At 66.4% G+C, this 17,820-nt stretch carries 17 protein-coding genes and 1 riboswitch; of the genes, 8 read left to right on the plus strand and 9 right to left on the minus strand.

Features of this window, described 5'->3' with window-relative positions:
* The first annotated feature begins 23 nt into the window (after nt 1-23).
* A complete protein-coding gene (groL, locus tag QRN53_RS13860) occupies nt 24-1,658 on the plus strand; it encodes a chaperonin GroEL (protein ID WP_255174503.1) in 1,635 nt (544 codons plus the stop codon).
* 81 nt (nt 1,659-1,739) lie between these two features.
* On the opposite strand, the gene QRN53_RS13865 is transcribed toward groL, so the two are convergent.
* On the minus strand, nt 1,740-3,050 hold the full coding sequence (locus QRN53_RS13865) for an ABC transporter substrate-binding protein (RefSeq protein WP_285244416.1): 1,311 nt from the start codon (nt 3,048-3,050) through the stop codon (nt 1,740-1,742).
* A 269-nt stretch (nt 3,051-3,319) separates the two neighbouring features.
* Here QRN53_RS13865 and QRN53_RS13870 point away from each other — a divergent pair, with 269 nt between their 5' ends.
* Nucleotides 3,320-4,432 (plus strand): ribonuclease HI family protein, encoded by a 1,113-nt coding sequence (locus tag QRN53_RS13870; RefSeq protein ID WP_285244417.1) that lies wholly within the window; start codon nt 3,320-3,322, stop codon nt 4,430-4,432.
* Nucleotides 4,433-4,436: 4 nt separating this feature from the next.
* Here QRN53_RS13870 and QRN53_RS13875 read toward each other — a convergent pair whose 3' ends face one another.
* The 4 genes from QRN53_RS13875 to QRN53_RS13890 all read right to left on the minus strand — a co-directional run bounded on the left by QRN53_RS13875 (nt 4,437) and on the right by QRN53_RS13890 (nt 7,624).
* A complete protein-coding gene (locus QRN53_RS13875; protein ID WP_285244418.1) occupies nt 4,437-4,724 on the minus strand; it encodes a WXG100 family type VII secretion target in 288 nt (95 codons plus the stop codon).
* Between the two features lie 101 nt (nt 4,725-4,825).
* Complete coding sequence (locus QRN53_RS13880) at nt 4,826-6,337, minus strand: sensor histidine kinase (protein WP_285244419.1); 1,512 nt, start codon at nt 6,335-6,337, stop codon at nt 4,826-4,828.
* A 2-nt stretch (nt 6,338-6,339) separates the two neighbouring features.
* The gene (locus QRN53_RS13885; RefSeq protein WP_018762141.1) at nt 6,340-7,050 is read right to left on the minus strand and encodes a response regulator transcription factor; all 711 of its coding nucleotides are present in this window, start codon (nt 7,048-7,050) and stop codon (nt 6,340-6,342) included.
* A 73-nt stretch (nt 7,051-7,123) separates the two neighbouring features.
* Nucleotides 7,124-7,624 carry a DUF427 domain-containing protein gene (locus QRN53_RS13890; RefSeq protein WP_285244420.1) on the minus strand — a complete coding sequence of 167 codons (501 nt, stop codon included), beginning with the start codon at nt 7,622-7,624 and terminating at the stop codon, nt 7,124-7,126.
* A gap of 165 nt (nt 7,625-7,789) precedes the next feature.
* On the opposite strand from QRN53_RS13890, the gene QRN53_RS13895 reads away from it, so the two are divergent.
* Nucleotides 7,790-8,047 (plus strand): hypothetical protein, encoded by a 258-nt coding sequence (locus tag QRN53_RS13895; protein ID WP_285244421.1) that lies wholly within the window; start codon nt 7,790-7,792, stop codon nt 8,045-8,047.
* Between the two features lie 5 nt (nt 8,048-8,052).
* Nucleotides 8,053-8,922, plus strand: coding sequence for an FHA domain-containing protein (locus QRN53_RS13900; RefSeq protein ID WP_285244422.1), 870 nt, complete (start codon nt 8,053-8,055; stop codon nt 8,920-8,922).
* 22 nt (nt 8,923-8,944) lie between these two features.
* On the opposite strand, the gene QRN53_RS13905 is transcribed toward QRN53_RS13900, so the two are convergent.
* The 3 genes from QRN53_RS13905 to QRN53_RS13915 are packed head-to-tail and all read right to left on the minus strand — an operon-like array spanning nt 8,945 to nt 13,326.
* Nucleotides 8,945-10,591 carry a DNA repair helicase XPB gene (locus QRN53_RS13905; RefSeq protein WP_285244423.1) on the minus strand — a complete coding sequence of 549 codons (1,647 nt, stop codon included), beginning with the start codon at nt 10,589-10,591 and terminating at the stop codon, nt 8,945-8,947.
* Nucleotides 10,592-10,604: 13 nt separating this feature from the next.
* Nucleotides 10,605-13,082, minus strand: coding sequence for a helicase-associated domain-containing protein (locus QRN53_RS13910; RefSeq protein WP_285244424.1), 2,478 nt, complete (start codon nt 13,080-13,082; stop codon nt 10,605-10,607).
* A gap of 10 nt (nt 13,083-13,092) precedes the next feature.
* Nucleotides 13,093-13,326: a hypothetical protein gene (locus QRN53_RS13915; RefSeq protein ID WP_285244425.1), complete on the minus strand. Its 234-nt coding sequence runs from the start codon at nt 13,324-13,326 to the stop codon at nt 13,093-13,095.
* Nucleotides 13,327-13,549: 223 nt separating this feature from the next.
* Here QRN53_RS13915 and QRN53_RS13920 point away from each other — a divergent pair, with 223 nt between their 5' ends.
* Nucleotides 13,550-13,933: a cold-shock protein gene (locus QRN53_RS13920; protein WP_018762148.1), complete on the plus strand. Its 384-nt coding sequence runs from the start codon at nt 13,550-13,552 to the stop codon at nt 13,931-13,933.
* 6 nt (nt 13,934-13,939) lie between these two features.
* Nucleotides 13,940-14,443: a DUF3027 domain-containing protein gene (locus QRN53_RS13925; protein WP_285244426.1), complete on the plus strand. Its 504-nt coding sequence runs from the start codon at nt 13,940-13,942 to the stop codon at nt 14,441-14,443.
* Between the two features lie 74 nt (nt 14,444-14,517).
* Here the strand turns inward: QRN53_RS13925 and serC are convergent, their stop codons facing one another.
* Nucleotides 14,518-15,648: a phosphoserine transaminase gene (gene serC, locus QRN53_RS13930; protein WP_285244427.1), complete on the minus strand. Its 1,131-nt coding sequence runs from the start codon at nt 15,646-15,648 to the stop codon at nt 14,518-14,520.
* 272 nt (nt 15,649-15,920) lie between these two features.
* Here serC and QRN53_RS13935 point away from each other — a divergent pair, with 272 nt between their 5' ends.
* Nucleotides 15,921-16,622, plus strand: coding sequence for an iron-dependent transcriptional repressor DtxR (locus QRN53_RS13935; protein WP_285244428.1), 702 nt, complete (start codon nt 15,921-15,923; stop codon nt 16,620-16,622).
* Nucleotides 16,623-16,740: 118 nt separating this feature from the next.
* A riboswitch (cyclic di-AMP (ydaO/yuaA leader) is annotated at nt 16,741-16,971 on the plus strand.
* A 12-nt stretch (nt 16,972-16,983) separates the two neighbouring features.
* Complete coding sequence (locus QRN53_RS13940; RefSeq protein WP_285244517.1) at nt 16,984-17,805, plus strand: M23 family metallopeptidase; 822 nt, start codon at nt 16,984-16,986, stop codon at nt 17,803-17,805.
* Nucleotides 17,806-17,820 lie beyond the last annotated feature (15 nt).

Below are 17,820 nucleotides of genomic sequence, written 5' to 3' on the forward strand. Positions count from 1 at the left end.
GTCCCGAAAGGACTACTGCCGTTATGGCCAAGATCATTGCATTTGATGAAGAGGCACGCCGCGGCCTTGAGCGTGGCCTGAACACCCTCGCCGACGCCGTTAAGGTCACCCTCGGCCCGCGTGGACGCAACGTCGTCCTCGAAAAGAAGTGGGGCGCCCCCACGATCACCAACGATGGTGTTTCCATCGCCAAGGAGATCGAGCTGGACGATCCCTACGAGAAGATCGGCGCTGAGCTGGTCAAGGAAGTTGCCAAGAAGACGGACGACGTCGCCGGCGACGGCACCACCACGGCAACCGTGCTGGCCCAGGCGCTGGTCAAGGAAGGCCTGCGCAACGTTGCCGCCGGCGCCGACCCGCTGTCCCTCAAGCGCGGCATCGAGAAGGCCGTTGAGGCCGTCACCGCCGAGCTGCTGAACTCCGCCAAGGAAATCGAAACCAAGGAAGAGATCGCGGCCACCGCCTCCATCTCCGCCGGTGACGACGAAATTGGTGCCCTCATCGCCGAAGCCCTGGACAAGGTCGGCAAGGAAGGCGTCATCACGGTCGAGGAGTCCAACACCTTCGGCCTGGAGCTTGAGCTCACCGAAGGCATGCGCTTCGACAAGGGCTACATTTCCGCCTACTTCGTTACCGACGCCGAGCGCCAGGAAACGGTCCTTGAAGACCCGTACATCCTGATCGTCAACTCCAAGATCTCCAACGTCAAGGAACTGGTTGCTGTCCTCGAAAAGGTCATGCAGTCCAACAAGCCGCTGCTGATCATCGCCGAAGACATCGAGGGCGAGGCCCTGGCCACCCTGATCGTCAACAAGATCCGTGGCACCTTCAAGTCCGTTGCCGTCAAGGCCCCGGGCTTCGGTGACCGCCGCAAGGCGCAGCTGGCAGACATCGCCGTCCTCACCGGCGGCCAGGTCATCTCCGAGGAAGTCGGCCTCAAGCTCGAGACCGCAGGCCTCGAACTGCTGGGCCAGGCCCGCAAGGTTGTTGTCACCAAGGACGAGACCACCATCGTCGAAGGTGCCGGCGACGCCGACCAGATCGCCGGCCGCGTATCCCAGATCCGCGCCGAGATCGAGAACTCGGACTCCGACTACGACCGCGAGAAGCTGCAGGAACGCCTGGCCAAGCTGGCCGGCGGCGTTGCAGTCATCAAGGCCGGTGCCGCCACCGAAGTTGAGCTCAAGGAACGCAAGCACCGCATCGAGGACGCAGTCCGCAACGCCAAGGCCGCGGTTGAAGAAGGCATCGTCGCCGGTGGCGGTGTAGCCCTGATCCAGGCCGGTGCCAAGGCATTTGCCAACCTGCAGCTGTCCGGCGACGAAGCAACGGGCGCCAACATCGTCCGCGTTGCCATCGACGCCCCGCTGAAGCAGATCGCCTTCAACGCCGGCCTTGAGCCCGGCGTGGTTGTCGACAAGGTCCGCGGCCTGCCCGCAGGCCACGGCCTGAACGCAGCCACCGGCGAGTATGTCGACCTGCTGGCAGCCGGCGTGAACGACCCCGTCAAGGTGACCCGCTCTGCCCTGCAGAACGCCGCCTCCATCGCCGGCCTGTTCCTCACCACCGAAGCCGTGGTGGCAGACAAGCCCGAGAAGGCTTCTGCTCCTGCCGGTGGAGACGACATGGGTGGCATGGGCGGCATGGGCGGCTTCTAAGCCTCCCGCCGGGCCCTGTCCCGCTGACATGAAATGCGGCCCCCTCCTTGGGAGGGGGCCGCATTTCTCATGTTCCCGGGGCTACTTCCTGGCGGAAGCCAGCATCCCTTCGACTTCCTTCTTGAAGGCGTCCGCGGCTGCCTGCGGTGTCAGGCGGTCGTACAGCACTTCGTCCGTATAACGCTTGATGACGTTCTGGACGCTTCCCGCACCCACCGGCGGGACCGGGGGTGCACCCTTGATGTCAGGCGCTATGTCCTTGAGGAAGCCCACTACCGTGGTGTCAGCCGGCTTGAGCGAAGGAGTAATGTCCGCGACGATCCCGCTGTTGGTGGGCACGCCCCGGTCCGTCATCAGGATGCCGCCGGCCTCCGGACTGTTCGTAAGGAAGTCGATGAATTCGGCAGCCTGTTGCGGGTGCTTCGAGCGGGACGATGCGGACCAGAACATGGTGGGCTTGTAGTACATGCCGTTACCGGCCGATGAGCCGCTGACGCTTGGGGCGCGCAGCATCTTGATGTTGCTGCCCGTGGTGGACTCCAGGGAGCCCAGCTGGTTGGTCCACCACCAGGCCATGGCCACCCGGTTGGTGCCGAACAGGCTTTCCTCCAGACCCGCGCCGGCGTCTTCGGTGGCGACGGTGGCGGGCGGACTGGCTTTCGAATCCCGCTGGTCCTTGAGCCGTTCCCAGAAGGACGCGGCGGTGGCCGTTTCGAAACCGAGTCCGCCATCACTTGAGTACAGGTCCTGTCCGTGCTGGCGGAGCCAGATGATCAAATCTGCCTCATTGCTGCCGTAGGCGGCGCCATAGCTCTTTCCGCCACTGGCAGCGCTGATCTTCGCTGCGGTATCCGCGAAGTCCTTCCACGTCCACGTCTTGTCGTCCGGCAGCGGAACGCCTGCCGCCTCGAACACCTTGGTGTTGGCCATGATCACATAGGCGTTCCGGCCAGTACTGAGACCGTACTGGGCGTCGTCGTACCGGCCGGAGGCAAGGGCCTCCGGGTCCAGCTTGGAGGTGTCGATGCTGCTTTGCTTTGACAGGTCCATCAGGGCCCCGCGGCCGCCGTACTCGGCGATGTACTTTTGGTCCATCTGGATGACGTCGGGCGCATCATTGGCGGCTGTCTTGGTTGCCAGTTTGTCCCAATAGCCGGCCCATTCGCCCGGCTCGGCCTTGATCTTGATGTTCGGATGTGACGCTTCGAACGCGGCAATGACCTTATTGGTCTGGGCGTTCAGGTATTCGTTGCCCCACCACGCGAACCGCAGTGTCACTTGCCCGTTGTCTCCCGAACCGCCGGGTGCGCCGCAGCCCGTGGTCAGCAGGGATATGGCCAAGGCGGCGGCGCCGAGCTGGAAACTGCGCCGGGTCATGATTGGAATCGTCATTGATGTTCCTTCCAGAGTGGTATCGCTGGGTCGCCCCACATCATCGCGGGGACGGCACCCAGCGAGAAAACGCTTTCTCACCGTGATTCTGCGATTGTTTCGTGACTGGGAGGTGGGAGTCAAGCACTTCGGTAAACGTTTTCCGAGATGGTGTTCCGGGCGGCCCGGGGCACGGCAACCTGGCGCGGTGCACCGTGCGGCGGACAGCCGGGCATGCTGTGCCGCGGCGGGCGCAGCCCATTGTCGTTGGCTTCTGGCAGGATGGACCGGTGACGATTACTGCAGCGGCTGACGGTTCGGCCTTGGGAAACCCGGGCCCTGCCGGCTGGGCCTGGTACGTGGATGACAATTGCTGGCGGGCCGGCGGGTGGCCCCACGGGACCAATAATCAGGGAGAGCTGATGGCTGTCCTGGATCTGCTGCGCGCCACCGCGCATCTTCCCGGGGAGGACCTGCGCATCCTCTGCGACAGCCAGTACGTGATCAATTCCATCACCAAATGGATGCCTGGTTGGAAGCGCAAAGGGTGGCGCAAGGCGGACGGGAAACCAGTCCTGAACGTAGAACTGCTGAAGGAACTGGACCGCGAACTGGCGGGCCGGACCTACACTTTCGAGTGGGTCAAGGGCCATGCCGGCCACAGCCTGAACGAGGCCGCCGATGAACGCGCCCGGGCCGCGGCAACCGCCTACCAGCAGGGTGTGGCCGCACGCTCCGGGCCCGGGTTCCCGGGGGCGCACCATCCGGGCGCGTCGGGGCGCAGCTTTGAGGCGCGGTCCGGCAATGGCCTGCAGCCGGCAACCCTCGACATCCCCGCCACCGCACCCGCCCGTTCGGCGGCTGCCACAGGCCGCCCCGATGCGGGCCCCGCCCGCCCGGACACGCGGCCGGCAGCGGCCGGCCAAAGGGTGCCTGCAGCGGAATCCAGAAACCCGCAGGCCATGCCTGAACCGGTATCGGCTTATGACGAATTAGACCTGTTCAGTGAGTTGGATACCGAAGCGCAGGAGGTTGCCCAGGCAGCCCAGCAGGCCGGAGCGGTCGCGCCCGAGGCCCTGGTTGAGCAACTCGAACGTGAGCTGCTGGGCCCTCTGGTGCGCGGTGACATTGGCAGGACCGCCGTCCTCCTCCATCCGGATTTCATGGAGATCGGCAGCTCCGGACGAATGTGGACCCGGGACGCCATGATGATGGCCCTCGAAGAGGACCCCGGTGAACGGACCGACATCGAAGTTCTGGGCGCTGAGCGTATCGGTGCCGGCGCCGTCCTGCTGACGTACCGGAGCTTTGCCCGCGCCGGCACCACGCTGCGAAGCTCCTTATGGGTCCTCGACGGCGAACGTTGGCGGCTGCGGTTCCATCAAGGAACTCCGGAAGCCTGACCCCTTAGCTGAATCGCTGCGCGTTGCCCTGCTCGGCCTGGGCATACGTGGCCGCTGCGGAGGCCAGGGCCGCGTTGATGGAGGCCAGCGACGCCTCCACCCGGCCTTGGGTGATGGTCCATTCGGTGACGAGCGCCTGGAAGTTGGTGGCTGCCGAGCCGCACCACGAGCCCTGCAGCTCGTCGAGGCCGCGCTTCATGGCCTGCACGTCGGCGCTGATCCTGTCCACAGTGGACTGTACGTTGGCGGATTTCAGCTGAAGTAGCTCGGTATCAACGGAAATGATGCTCATGGCTATGCCTTTCGGTACGGCGGAGACGCCTCCGGCCCGGCGGTTCCGGGCTGCTGGAATGAGCCTATGAAGCCGTTCCGGGCAGAGCCATGGCCTGAGGTCTATATGTGGATAACCGAGCTGCCGCTGCCGGCGGCGGACTGGTCGGTGCCGCCGTCCGCGTCCTCGCTGTCCGCAACGTCCGCTGTGGGGATTTCATTACGGTGCGGCAGGCTGACCACCAACGTGGCCCCGCCGCCGTCGGTCTTCTCCACCCGCACCGAACCGCCATGCGAGCCAACGATGGCCGCTACGATGGCCAGGCCCAGGCCGCTGCCGCCCGTCTCCCGGGTCCGGGAGGTATCGGCCCGGTAGAAGCGTTCGAAGACCTTGGCCGCGTCCTCTTCCGAAATGCCGGGTCCATGGTCACGTACCTCGATGATGGAGCGCGCCTCGCCATCCGTGCCGCGGACTCCCACGGCCAGCTCGATGGGGCTGCCCTCCGGGGTATAACGCAACGCGTTGCCCACGAGGTTGCCCACCACCTGGCGCAGCTTGGCCTCGTCTCCGAGGACCGGGGCAGGCCTTGCCGGGCCGCCGTCGAGGCCCGCCAGTGAAATGGTCCTGGAGCGGTCGCTGGCCTGGGTGTCCACCATGGCGTCGTGCGCGATCAACTGCAGGTCCACTGGCTTTTGCTGCAGCGGCCGCTGCTCATCCAGGCGGGCCAGCAGGAGGAGGTCCTCAACCATGGAACCCATGCGCTTGGCTTCGCTTTCGATCCGGCCCATCGCGGTGGCCACGTCCTCGTCCGTGGACAAGGCACCATGGCGGTACAGCTCGGAGAAGCCGCGGATAGTCACCAGCGGTGTCCGCAGCTCATGGGAGGCGTCCGCGGCAAAGCGGCGCATCCTGGCCTCGGATGCGGTGCGTGCCGCAAACGCGGTCTCAATATGCGCGAGCATCGCGTTGAGCGAACTGCTCAGCCGTCCCAGCTCGGTGGCCGGATTCTCCACCTCAACACGGCGGGACAGGTCACCGGCTGCAATGGCGGCCGCCGTCTTCTCCACCCGGGCCAAGGGCCGGAATGAACGGGACACCGTCCAGCTTGCGATCAGGGACGCGAGCAGCAGCGTCAGCAGTCCCACCCCCGTAACCACCAGCGTGGCGTGCTTGAGGACATCGTCGACGCTCGCCAGGGGAAGCCCGATGACCACCACGGCGGTCGTCTGGCCGTTCTGGACGGTCACCGCCACCACCCGCCAGCTTTGCCCGTCCGTGCCGCGCACCTGGAACGGGGCAAGTCCCCGGGCCTGGGCCTGGTCCACGGTCATGGACGCGATGTCCGGGTGGTCGTCCGGGTCGCCGCCGAACGTGTACGGTTGCTCGCCCGGGGCGAAAAGCATCAGCGAATAGTCGGTGGGAATGGGACTGGGCGCCTGCAGCTGCGTAAACGAGCGCTGTTGCCGGGCAGAGTCGACGGCGGCGTTCAGTTTGTCGTCCACCTGGCCCTGGAGGTAGCTGTGCAGCAACGTCAGGGTGACGGCTCCGGTCACCGTCAGGGCCACGATCAGCAGGGCCATGATCATGGCCACCAGCTGTGACCTGAGCGAGGCCGACTTCCACCGCTTCAGCAAGGTCAGCGCTTTTCAGCCGTCCGCAGCACATAGCCCACGCCGCGCTTGGTCTGGATCAGGGCCGGGGCTTCGGGGTCGATGTCCACCTTCCGCCGGAGGTAGGAAATGTAGGACTCCACGATGGACGCATCGCCGTTGAAGTTGTATTCCCACACGTGGTCCAGGATCTGGGACTTGGACAGGACCCGGTTGGGGTTGAGCATGAGGTAGCGCAGGAGTTTGAACTCGGTGGGGGAGAGCTCAATGACCGTGCCGCCGCGGCGTACCTCGTGTGCGTCGTCGTCGAGCTCAAGGTCGTCAACACGGATGATCGCGTCGTCATCCAGCAGTGGCTGGGTCCGGCGCAGCACGGCGCGGATCCGGGCCACTACCTCGTCCAGGCTGAACGGCTTGGTGACGTAGTCGTCGCCGCCCACCGTCAGGCCGGTGACTTTGTCTTCCGTGTCGTCCTTCGCTGTCAGGAAAAGGACCGGGAAGTGCTTTCCGGCGGCGCGCAGGCGGCGGGTAACGGTGAACCCGTCCATATCCGGGAGCATGACGTCCAAGACCGCCAGATCGGGCGCCTGGGTGTCCGCGGCAGCCAGGGCGTCGCGCCCGTTGGCTGCGGAGACAACTTCAAAGCCTGCGAACCGGAGGGACGTGGAGAGAAGCTCGCGGATGTTGGGTTCATCATCGACGACGAGCAGCCTGGCTTCGGGACCGTTCTTGTTCATGCTCCCATCATGCTCCCAGTCTCTGGGAGTTGTCTGGATATTCGTTGTGAGCATGATGGTGGTGGGCTTATGGTCACCAGCCCATCGTTCCCGGCTCTCCTTTGAAGGGCCCGACGATCCGCTGGGTAATCCAGCCGCCGTAGAAGCGGCCGGGCTGCGGAAGCACGCGTTCACCGTCCACCTCGCAGTAATCCATCCTGCCCGCGTAGACGGCCACCCAGCCTGCCAGGGCCTCGAATCCGGACGACGGTTCGGGATAGGACCAGGCGGCCCCGTCGGCTTCCACCCCGCCGCCGTGGACGGTCAGGTACTCAGCCGAGCCCTTGAACTCACAAAAACTGCTGCCGGCCGCCGGCTCCAGCGACCCCGGCACGAACGCAGACCTCGGCAGGTAATAGACCGGCGGGTGGCTGGTCTCGAGGACACGCAGCGAATCGGTGGTGTCGGCGATCAGCTCACCGCCCAGGACGATCCTTATCCGTTCGGTACTGGGTTCGATCCGCGGCGGGCGGGGGTACTCCCAGACCGATTCCTGGCCGGGCCCGGGGACGGCGGGAATAATGCGCATGCTCATGCATCCAGTGTCCCCCCAATCCGTGGCTTGCGGCGCATGGCGGCGGGAACCGAAATCAGGGTGAGAACGTTCATCGTCCCATCCCTTCCGCCGTCAGGGGCGCGGGAATACAGTGTTGATTCCCGGACTCCATCGCTCCTGGCCCATGTGAAGGGATTGACCATCATGACTGATCTGAGCGCATCTGAAAACACCACAACCAAGGACCGCAGCATCCGCGACTGGGCGGACCTGGCGGAGGAAATGTGGTCCTACCTCACCGGCAAGGGTGCCGCCATCAACTACCAGTTCGTGGACATGACCATCGAGGTGCCCCGCGATATTGGTCCTGATGCGCCGCGGGCCACCTGGAAGCTCAACGGCAGCCTGCGGGTCACCACCAGCGACAAGGATGCCGCCGGATCCGATCTGAACCGTGGCTGAACGCCATGGCTGAGTACCGGTTGGACGTGGACCTGGACTTCTCCTTCTCGGATGAGTCCGGGGCAGTCACCCGGGGAACTGCCACCGCGGCCGGCACGGAGGTGACGGTGTCGCTCGCGGACCTGGCCCCGTTGGCAGGAGGCGGACTGCCCTCCCTGGACGAGGTGAAGCCCTTCGCCGAGGTCCTGGCACGGAAAGGCATCCGTGTCCACGTCTCCGGTCCGGACGGAAACCTCATCAGCCTGGGAGCAGTGGACAGTCCCGCATCGCAGCGGCTGGTCACCAGGTCCCCGCATATCAAGCTGGGGAAGCTCGGTAACCTCCTGCCGCTGCTCCGGCAGGGACGGCGCCGGCCAAAGGGCATTCCACTGTTGCCGCCTGCCACACCTTTGCCCCTGCTCCCCACGGTGAGGCGGCGTATTCCCCGCCGCATCACCACCACCCACTACACCAGGGGGAGCGGGCGGCCACGGCTGATCTTCGTGCAGGACGCCACCACCTGGACAGGCCAGATCCCCCGTGAGGTGGCCTTGTCGGGCGAGGTCACCACGATCGGAAGCAACCCGGGGTCCGATATCCGGCTCGAAGGCCTGGAGGGGCTGCACGCCGAGATCAGGCACGACGAGCAGGACGAGTATGTCCTGGTGCCGCACGGCCCCGTCAGCGGAAGCGTTGCCACCAGCGGCCCTTCCCTGCTCAGGACCGGCGCCCGGATGCAGATGGGCCAGTGGTGCCTGGCGTTCTTCCGGGAAGAGTTCGCAGACCACGGCCGCCCTTACGGCGGCCGCAGCGGCGGCGAACTTGCCTACGAGCGTCCGCAGTTCGATCCGCGGACCGGAACCATGGAACGCGACAGCTCGTATGGCGTGAGCTGACAGTGTGGGGGGCTGCCGGACCCTATCCGGCGGCCTCCACGTCCTTGGCGTCCATGATCCGGTAGGCGTACCCCTGTTCGGCCAGGAACCGCTGGCGCTTGGCCGCGAACTCCTGGTCCAGGGTGTCCCGGGCCACCAGTGAGTAGAACCGTGCAGCCCGGCCGTCCTTTTTGGGCCGCAGGAGGCGCCCCAGCCGCTGTGCCTCTTCTTGCCTGGACCCGAAGGAGCCTGAGACCTGGATGGCCACCGAGGCTTCGGGCAGGTCGATCGAGAAGTTGGCCACCTTGGACACCACCAGGGTCTGCAGCTCACCGGCACGGAATGCGTCAAAGAGTTTCTGGCGGGCCTTCACGGGGGTGTCGCCCTTGATTACGGGTGCCTGCAGGCGCTCGCCGAGTTCGTCCAGCTGGTCGATGTACTGGCCGATCACCAGCAGCTGCTCACCGGCGTGGCGTGCCACCAACTGCTCCACCACCCGCGTCTTCGACTCGGAGGTGGCGCACAGCCGGTACTTGTCGGCGTCCTCGGCCATGGCGTAAGCAACCCGTTCGTCCTGCGGCAGGTCGACGCGCACCTCCACGCAGTCCGCCGGGGCGATGTAGCCCTGCGACTCGATGTCCTTCCAGGGCGCGTCATAGCGTTTGGGCCCGATCAGGCTGAAAACCTCGCCTTCGCGGCCGTCCTCCCGGACCAGGGTGGCCGTCAGGCCAAGGCGGCGGCGGGCCTGGAGGTCGGCGGTCATCCTGAAGATCGGTGCCGGCAGGAGGTGGACCTCGTCGTAGATGATCAGCCCCCAGTCGTGGCCGTCCACCAGTTCCAGGTGCGGGTAGATGCCGCCGCGCTTGGTGGTGAGCACCTGGTAGGTGGCAATGGTTACGGGCCGGACTTCCTTCAAGGCGCCCGAGTATTCGCCGACCTCTTCTTCGGTGAGGGAGGTGCGCCTGATGAGTTCGTCCTTCCACTGCCGGGCGGCAACGGTGTTTGTGACCAGGATGAGCGTGGTGGTGGAGCCGGTGGCCATCGCGGCGGCCCCCACCAGCGTCTTGCCGGCACCGCAGGGCAGTACCACCACACCGCTGCCGCCAGCCCAGAAGTTTTCGCTGGCCAGGCGCTGGTAGGGGCGCAGCTGCCAGCCGTCCTCGTTGAGTGATATCAGGTGCGGGGTGCCGTCCACGTAGCCGGCCAGGTCCTCCGCCGGCCAGCCGATCTTCAGCAGCAGCTGCTTGAGCTGGCCGCGCTGGGAAGCGTGCACTACCACCGTTTCGCCGTCGATCCGCGGCCCCAGCAGCGGCGCGATCTTCTTGGCCCTGATGACTTCCTCGAGCACGGGGTAGTCATCGGTCCGCATCACCAGCCCGTGGCGCGGGTCCTTTTCCAGGCGCAGCCGGCCGTACCGGGACATGGTTTCGGCCACGTCCACCAGGAGCGAATGCGGCACGGGAAAACGGGAGTATTTAAGGAGTGCGTCCAGCACCTTTTCCGCGTCCAGCCCGGCGGCGCGGGCGTTCCACAGGCCCAACGGGGTCAGCCGGTAGCTGTGCATGTGCTCGGGGGCCCGCTCCAGCTCCGCGAACGGCGCGATGGCGTGCCGCGCCTCGGTGGCCAGCTCGTGGTCCACTTCGAGGAGGATGGTCTTGTCGCTCTGGACGATCAGGGGTCCGTCGGTCACGCGGGGTAATCCTTTACTGCCGCAGTTCCTCGGCGGCTTCGATATCGATGATGCGGTGGACGGACAGGACCCGTTCAGTTTCCTTGGCGGGATCGAAAACGCGGACCCGGCCACCGCTGACAGACAGCGGAACAACCACTTCAGTGCTGGCATTCCCCAGGCTGTCCACCACGTTCATGTGGATCCGCTGCTTCAGCCGGATGGCCCGCTGCAGCGCTTCCAGGCCCAGCTGCGTGGCGGTTTCGCTGCCCGTTGCAGGTCCCGGGGAGTGGCCGACGGCGTCACGCGCCTGGCGCAGGAGGTGCAGCTGGGCGTCCACATCCTCTGCCGCGGGTGCCAGCCGCGGTGCGGTATAGACGGGCCGGAGGTTTTCAGGCGGTGAGGCAGCGCGGCGGAGATGGGCGGCAGGTTCGGTGCCGTCCACGGCGGGGGAGAGGCCCAGGCTGCGGAGCGCGGCGGCTACGTCGCGCTGTGGAGCCGACGACGCCACGACGGTGGGAGCAAGCCTGACCAGCCCAAGCTGGACTGCTTTCGGCCCGGCCAGCAGTTGGGCGAGCATCGCCTCATCGTCGCTTTGGATGAAGCTCGTGGCCTGCCCCACGCGCAGCCGGCCGTGCCGCGAGGCGGTGTCTTCCACCAGGTACTCCAACGGTTGCGGCACGGCGGTGGCCGAGTGTTCGCGCAGGAAGCGCAGCAGGGCGGGGGCGTCGTAGCCGTCGTCGAGTGCCCGTTTGATGGACTCGGCGGAGAACCGGTAAATGGTGGCCGGTCCCTGCCCCTCGGCATCGGCCATCACCAGCAGTTTTTCGGTGAGCGCGGGGGCCAGGTAGCCGGGCGCGACGGCGGTCAGGTCCGCTTGGAGCAGTACATGGTTCAGGGCCGCCGGGAGGTGCTCGCCCAGGATGGCAAGGGCGGCGTCGGGATGGTCTTCGGCGTACGCGCTTCCCAGCTGGCTCAGCGCGCCGGACCCCACGAGGCCCAGCAGCTCGGCCTCGGCCAGGACGCCGCGGATCAGGGAACTGAACCGCCTGGCCATCCGCGGTTGTGACCATTCCGCCCGCTGCAGGACCGCGGCGGCATCGAGTATTGGTGCAGTGCCGTCCGGAGCGGATGCCTCGCACGTCAGTTCATGCAGGATTTCCAGGATGCGTTTACGGACCACCGGGGCATCGGGCCGCTGCGCCCCGGCGGACAACGCTGCGATGGTGGTGCCGGACGCAGACCTGGCGGCCGGCGTACCGGGCGACGTGCTGGATGGTTGGCCCACCATTGAGGGGACGCGCTCACTGGCAAGCCAGGCGTTGACCAGCCACAGCCATTGTTCCTGCCTGGGCAGGACAAGCCACTCCAGCTGGGGCGGCTGCACCCAGGACGAGGAATCGACGTCAAGGCGGATCAGGCCGGCCAGCCCGGCCAGTTCCAGCAGCCGTCCCACCGCGCCCTGGTCGGTCCGCAGCTGTTCGGAGAGGCGGCGCATTTCCCGCACTCCCACCCCGCCGCTGCGCAGGGTGGCCAGCGGCTGTTCCCGGACGGCATGCAGCAGTTCGGAAACAAGCCGCAGGGTTTCCGAAATCGCGCTCAGGGCAGCGTTCCTTCGCAACGCAGCAGTGGTCCGGCCAAGCTCCGGAACCGGTGGCGCAAGGGTGAAGTCGTCGATGATGGCACCGCCGCGGAGCGCCAGCCCCACACTGTGCGGCAACTCGACGTGCGCGGCGTCCAGCGGGACCAGCAGTCCGCGGGCAAGGAGCCAGTCCACCGGGCCGACGTCGGCCGGTTCCGTCAGGACCGAGGCCTTCCGTTGCGCCTGGGGGACGGCACCCATGGCCCAGTTCCGGAACCTGGCGAGCAGCGCCGTCGTCCGTTCCGGGGCGCCGGCGAGGATGTCCTTGAGTGACTCCGGGGATGATGTCCAGTGCTGGAGTGCCAGTGCCGCTTCCATCGGGGTGGTGGCCTCCTGGATGGCGAAGCCGCTGCGATGCAATTCGGTGACCAGCGGCACTGCCCGCTGGGCGAACGCCGGTTGGAGGCGCACCAGTTCCGTGTAGCTGCGGCCCAGGCCGGCCGGGTAGATTCCCACCACGTCGTTGAGGGCGCCCGCCGGGAGGAAGAACGATTCTCCGGACGCTGCGGGCGGTGCGCCGTGTGGTGGTGCGGCCGGGTGCACCAGGGCAAGTTCCTGCAGGGTTCCCAGGATTTGCTGGACGGTGGCCAGGGACGAACCCCGGATCAGTTTTTGCAGGCCTTCCGCGGACGCGCTGTGGCCGGTGTCGGTATTGGTGCACAGATGCAGGGTCTCGAGCACCTGCATCTGGGGCCGGTTGAGCCGTTCAAGGGCCCGCTGGACGCTGACCCGCGAGCTGGCCCGCGCCGCCAGCGCCGCGAAATCCGGAACGGAGGGTGAGATCAGGTCCGGCCGCGCGGCGAACAGCGCCCGCAACGAGTCGTCGCTGCGTGCCTCCAGGTCCTTGCCGAGCGCACGAATGAGGGACATCAGTCCAACGTTACCGCGCGTCCCGCCTTCCCGCCCGCCGCCGGGCGGCCACGCCATCGAGGACCAGCAGCAGCATCAGGATGAAGGCCGCCGGCAGGCCGTACAGAGCTGAGTAGGTTACCCAGGTGGGAGCGACGGACCCCGCGAAGGCAAGCGCCATGACCGTTCCCACAGCTACCAGGGAGAGCAGGGCAATAACGGCTGCGAGCACCATCAGGGGCCGGCGGAAACGCAAGGGTGTCATGGAGGTAACGCTACAGCGGCGTCCGGCGTGCCGCTAAAGCCCGGGGCTTGCGCCCGGGGCGGAACAGTGCCGCCGGAAGCGTGATTAGGGCATGCGGCAGGATAACCTTGAAGCATACAGACCAACACGGTTTGCAGGCGCCATACCTTGAACCCGCACAACACTGCGGATGCGGTGGCATCTGGCCGTGTCTCATGACAGCAGAACGAAGAAGGTTGATTACGTGCCTACCGGCAAGGTCAAGTGGTATGACAAGGACAAGGGCTTTGGGTTCCTCGCGGGCGAGGACGGCCAGGAGGTCTTCCTGCCGAAGTCGTCGTTGCCCGAGGGTGTAACGGAGCTCAAAGCCGGCACCCGCGTGGAGTTTGGCGTCGCGGACGGCCGCAAGGGCGCCCAGGCGCTGGGCCTGCGGGTGCTGGACAAGACCCCGTCCATTGCCAAGGCCAAGCGTCCCAGCGCCAAGGACCTCGCGCCACTGGTGCAGGATCTGGTGACCGTTCTGGACAACCTGTCCGGGACGCTTTCCAAGGGCAAGTACCCGGACGGCAACAAGGGCAAGGCAATTGCCGCCGCCCTGCGCAAGGTTGCCGACGAGCTGGACGTCTAGGCGCCGATGAACCCCCAAGCTGAACAACCGGGCATCGCCCCGCAGGAGCAGGCTGCCAAGGCTGCGCCAAAGCGCAAGCCCGGGGTGCCGGTATGGCGGACGGGTAAGCCGGACGCGTTCCTCGCTGCCGCTGTTGATGCTGCCCGGACCGCGGTGGAGGGCATCACGCCGGCCGGCACCATCGGGCGGCACCTGGGTGCCAAGAGCGAGGGTGACCGGTTGGTCACGCACTTGTTCGAGTCCCGGCTGGCCGGGTACGGCGGCTGGCAGTGGTATGCGGTGCTGACGCGCAACTCCCGCTCCAAGGTGGTTACCGTCAATGAGCTGGGCCTGCTGCCGTCCGAGGAGTCGATCCTCGCTCCGGAGTGGGTGCCGTGGGCCGAACGCGTGCGGCCCGAAGACGAGCAGCAGCAGGAACCTGAACCGGCACGGCAGGACGAGCCGCCCGCAGGGGAACAGGGGACCGGGGATGACGGGCCGGCCGACGACGACGCGCAGCCTGAAGACTAGCCAGGAACTTCCAGCCACACACTAAAGGCGCCGCCCGGGTAATCCGGGCGGCGCCTTTAGTGTTGGTGCCGGGCCTACTTGCGGAGCTCGCCCACCACGTAGTCGATGCTGGACAGCAGCGCCGAGACGTCGCTGGGCTCGATGGCCACGAAGGTGGCGATGCGCAGTTGGTTGCGGCCCAGCTTCCGGTAGGGCTCGGTGTCCACGATGCCGTTGGCGCGCAGGACCTTCGCCACCGTTGACGCGTCCACCGACTCGTCAAAGTCGATGGTGGCGATGACGTTGGAGCGCTCCTCCGGGTTGGCCACGAACGGGGTGGCGAACTCCGAGGCCTCGGCCCAGCTGTAGATGCGGCCGGCGGAATCGGCGGTGCGGGCGGACGCGAAGTCCAGGCCGCCGTTGGCGTTCAGCCACTGGACCTGCGCATCCAGGGTTACCAGGGTGGACAGCGACGGGGTGTTGTACGTCTGGTTCAGGCGGGAGTTGTCGATGGCCGTCTGGAGGTCCAGGAAGTCCGGGATCCAGCGGCCGCTTGCCTTGATGCCGGCAGCACGTTCCAGGGCGGCAGGGGAGAAAAGGCCAAGCCAGAGGCCGCCGTCGGAAGCGAAATTCTTCTGCGGGGCGAAGTAGTAGACGTCGCTTTCGGCAACGTCTACGTCCAGGCCGCCTGCGGCGGAGGTCGCGTCCACCAGGACCAGGGAGTCCTGGTCCGCTCCCGGCACCCGCTTGACCGGGGCGGCGACGCCCGTGGAGGTCTCATTCTGCGGCCAGGCATAGACGTCCACGCCGGCTTCAGCCTGCGCTGCCGGGCAGGTACCCGGCTCGGACTTGATGATCGAGGAAGCTTCCAGGAACGGCGCTTTGTTGGTGGCGGAGGCAAACTTGGAGCCGAACTCGCCGAAGGACAGGTGCTGGGCTTTCTTCGACACGAGGCCGAAGCTGGCGATGTCCCAGAATGCAGTGGAGCCGCCGACGCCGAGGACTACTTCGTACCCCTCGGGGGCACGGAAGAACTGGCTGAGTCCTTCGCGGACGGAGCCCACCAGGTTCTTTACGGGGGCCTGCCGGTGGGACGTGCCAAGGATGGTCTTCGATGCGGCGGACAAGGCATCAATCTGCTCCTGCCGGACCTTTGAGGGGCCGGCCCCGAACCGCCCGTCCTGGGGCAGGAGGTTGGCGGGAATCGTGATGCTGGTGTCGCTCACAGGTGCTCCATTCGGCAGGGACGAAAGCTGTGGTCCGGGTGGTGGGTGGCCGGGAGCCGGCCATGGCTGCAGTGCAGACCTCCACCAATTCTGCCTGAAGCGCACGGGGTGGCGGGAGCGGGCTGCGCCAATGTCCAGCCAATGAGACGCCGCCTGCGGCGCAGCCTATTCGGACTAAATCAAAATAGGATAAACTTCTTCCCGGACTAGGTCGCGGGAAGAGGCGATACGGTGGGACAACGCAAGGTACTGCGCTCGAGGAGCTGAGCTGGATGACGGATCTGATCGACACTACGGAGATGTACCTCAGGACCATCCTGGAGCTTGAGGAAGAGAACATCGTTGCCCTCCGGGCCCGTATCGCCGAACGCCTGCGCCACTCGGGGCCTACCGTTTCCCAGACTATCGGCCGGATGGAGCGCGATGGCTTGGTTGTCGTTTCCGGTGACCGGCACCTGGAACTCACCGATACGGGCCGTAAGCGGGCCACGGAGGTCATGCGCAAGCACCGGTTGGCCGAGCGGCTGCTTGCCGACGTAATTGGCCTGGACTGGGCCTACGTCCATGACGAGGCCTGCCGCTGGGAACACGTCATGAGCGAGCGGGTGGAGCGGCGCATTTACGAGTTGCTGGACCACCCCACAGAGTCGCCCTACGGCAACCCCATCCCGGGCCTTGCTGCCTTGGGCGGGCAGTCCGGGGCCGGATTCGGCGACGGCGCCATCAGCCTGGTGGAGGCCATGAAGGCCTACGGGCCCGCGTCCGCAGTAACCATCAGCCGGCTGGCCGAACCGATCCAGGTGGAGCCGGAACTGCTGACCCAGCTCGACGAAGGCGGGATCCGGCCCGGCGCTGCTGTGTCACTGGAACGGGTGGGTGACTATATCTCGGTACGGGTGGCAGGAATCGAGGGAGCGCTGGAGCTTCCGCCTGAGGTAGCCGCGCACGTTTTCGTCGCCGTGAACCAGGCCTGACGCCGGCTTTCCATACCCCACCCAAGGGTTTCCAGACAAAGATAACGGAATTGTTACCAAGGGTCTTAAGCCCCTATAGTGGGATCCAGCGTTGATACTTAAGTGTTACCTGATCCGGAGCCGAGCTCTGCCAGCGGGCCAGGTGTACGAGTCGTTACTGGCAGAGGCGGGGGAACCACAACCGGCAGCGGGGGACTGCCTTGGGGTGAAGTCCGTCAGCAGCAAGCCTCTCCAGTGAAGGATTCTTCCGGGAATACCCCTGCGCAGAAGTTTGCCCGTGACGGGCCGGGTCTTTGATCTCTCTGACCCGAATCCGACAGCTAACTCCGCAGGCTATTCCAGAGAGGAACCCTTCTTGACCATGCAGACCTCCCGGGGCCGCCGTCGCGCGGCCGGCCCCCCTGAGGCACCCCGGGTTGTCGAAGCCGCCGCCGCCGGGCGCCCCCGCGACCCGCAGCGGGATGCGCGCCGCCGCCGGGGCCCGTTCCGGCAAATCACCGACTTTGCTGCGGCCAGCGGCATCGGCCAGAAGGCCGGCATCGCCCTTGCCGCCACCGGTTTGGTCCTGACGGTGACCATGCCCGCCACCAGTCCCGTCATGGCGACAGATGGGACCGGCGGAGGACCCCAGGCTGTTTCTGCGGTAAGCCCTCAGCCCCAGATTTCCGCCGATGTGGGGGCCCAGATCGACTTCAGCCGCTCGGCCGTCGTGACGCAGGCAGACCCCGATGGGAAGCTGAAGCAGCTGCTGAGTGCCCAGTCGGCCGGATCGGTCTCCCGGGCCGCTTCCGCCGGCACGCTGGCCGCCCCGCTGGCGTCCCTCGTGACCGCGTCACCCTTCGGCTACCGGGTCAGCCCCATCACCGGCGGCACCGGAGACTTCCACCGCGGACAGGACTTCGTGGCGCAGTGCGGGACGCCCGTCCTGGCTGCCGCAACGGGAACCGTGACCTTCGCCGGCTGGCACCAGTTCGGCGGTGGAAACCGGGTGGTGATCGACCACGGCAACGGCCTGGAGACCACCTACAACCACCTGTCGTCCTTCAACGTCAAAGTGGGACAAACCGTCTCCCGTGGCGAGGTAGTGGCGCTGAGCGGGACCACCGGCGCATCCACCGGCTGCCATCTGCACTTTGAAGTGCAGGTCAACGGCGAGGTTGTCGATCCGATGGGCTGGCTGTAACCGTATGATTGCGCA

Origin of the sequence: Pseudarthrobacter sp. fls2-241-R2A-127, from assembly GCF_030209355.1 — a bacterium.
GTDB lineage: Bacteria > Actinomycetota > Actinomycetes > Actinomycetales > Micrococcaceae > Arthrobacter.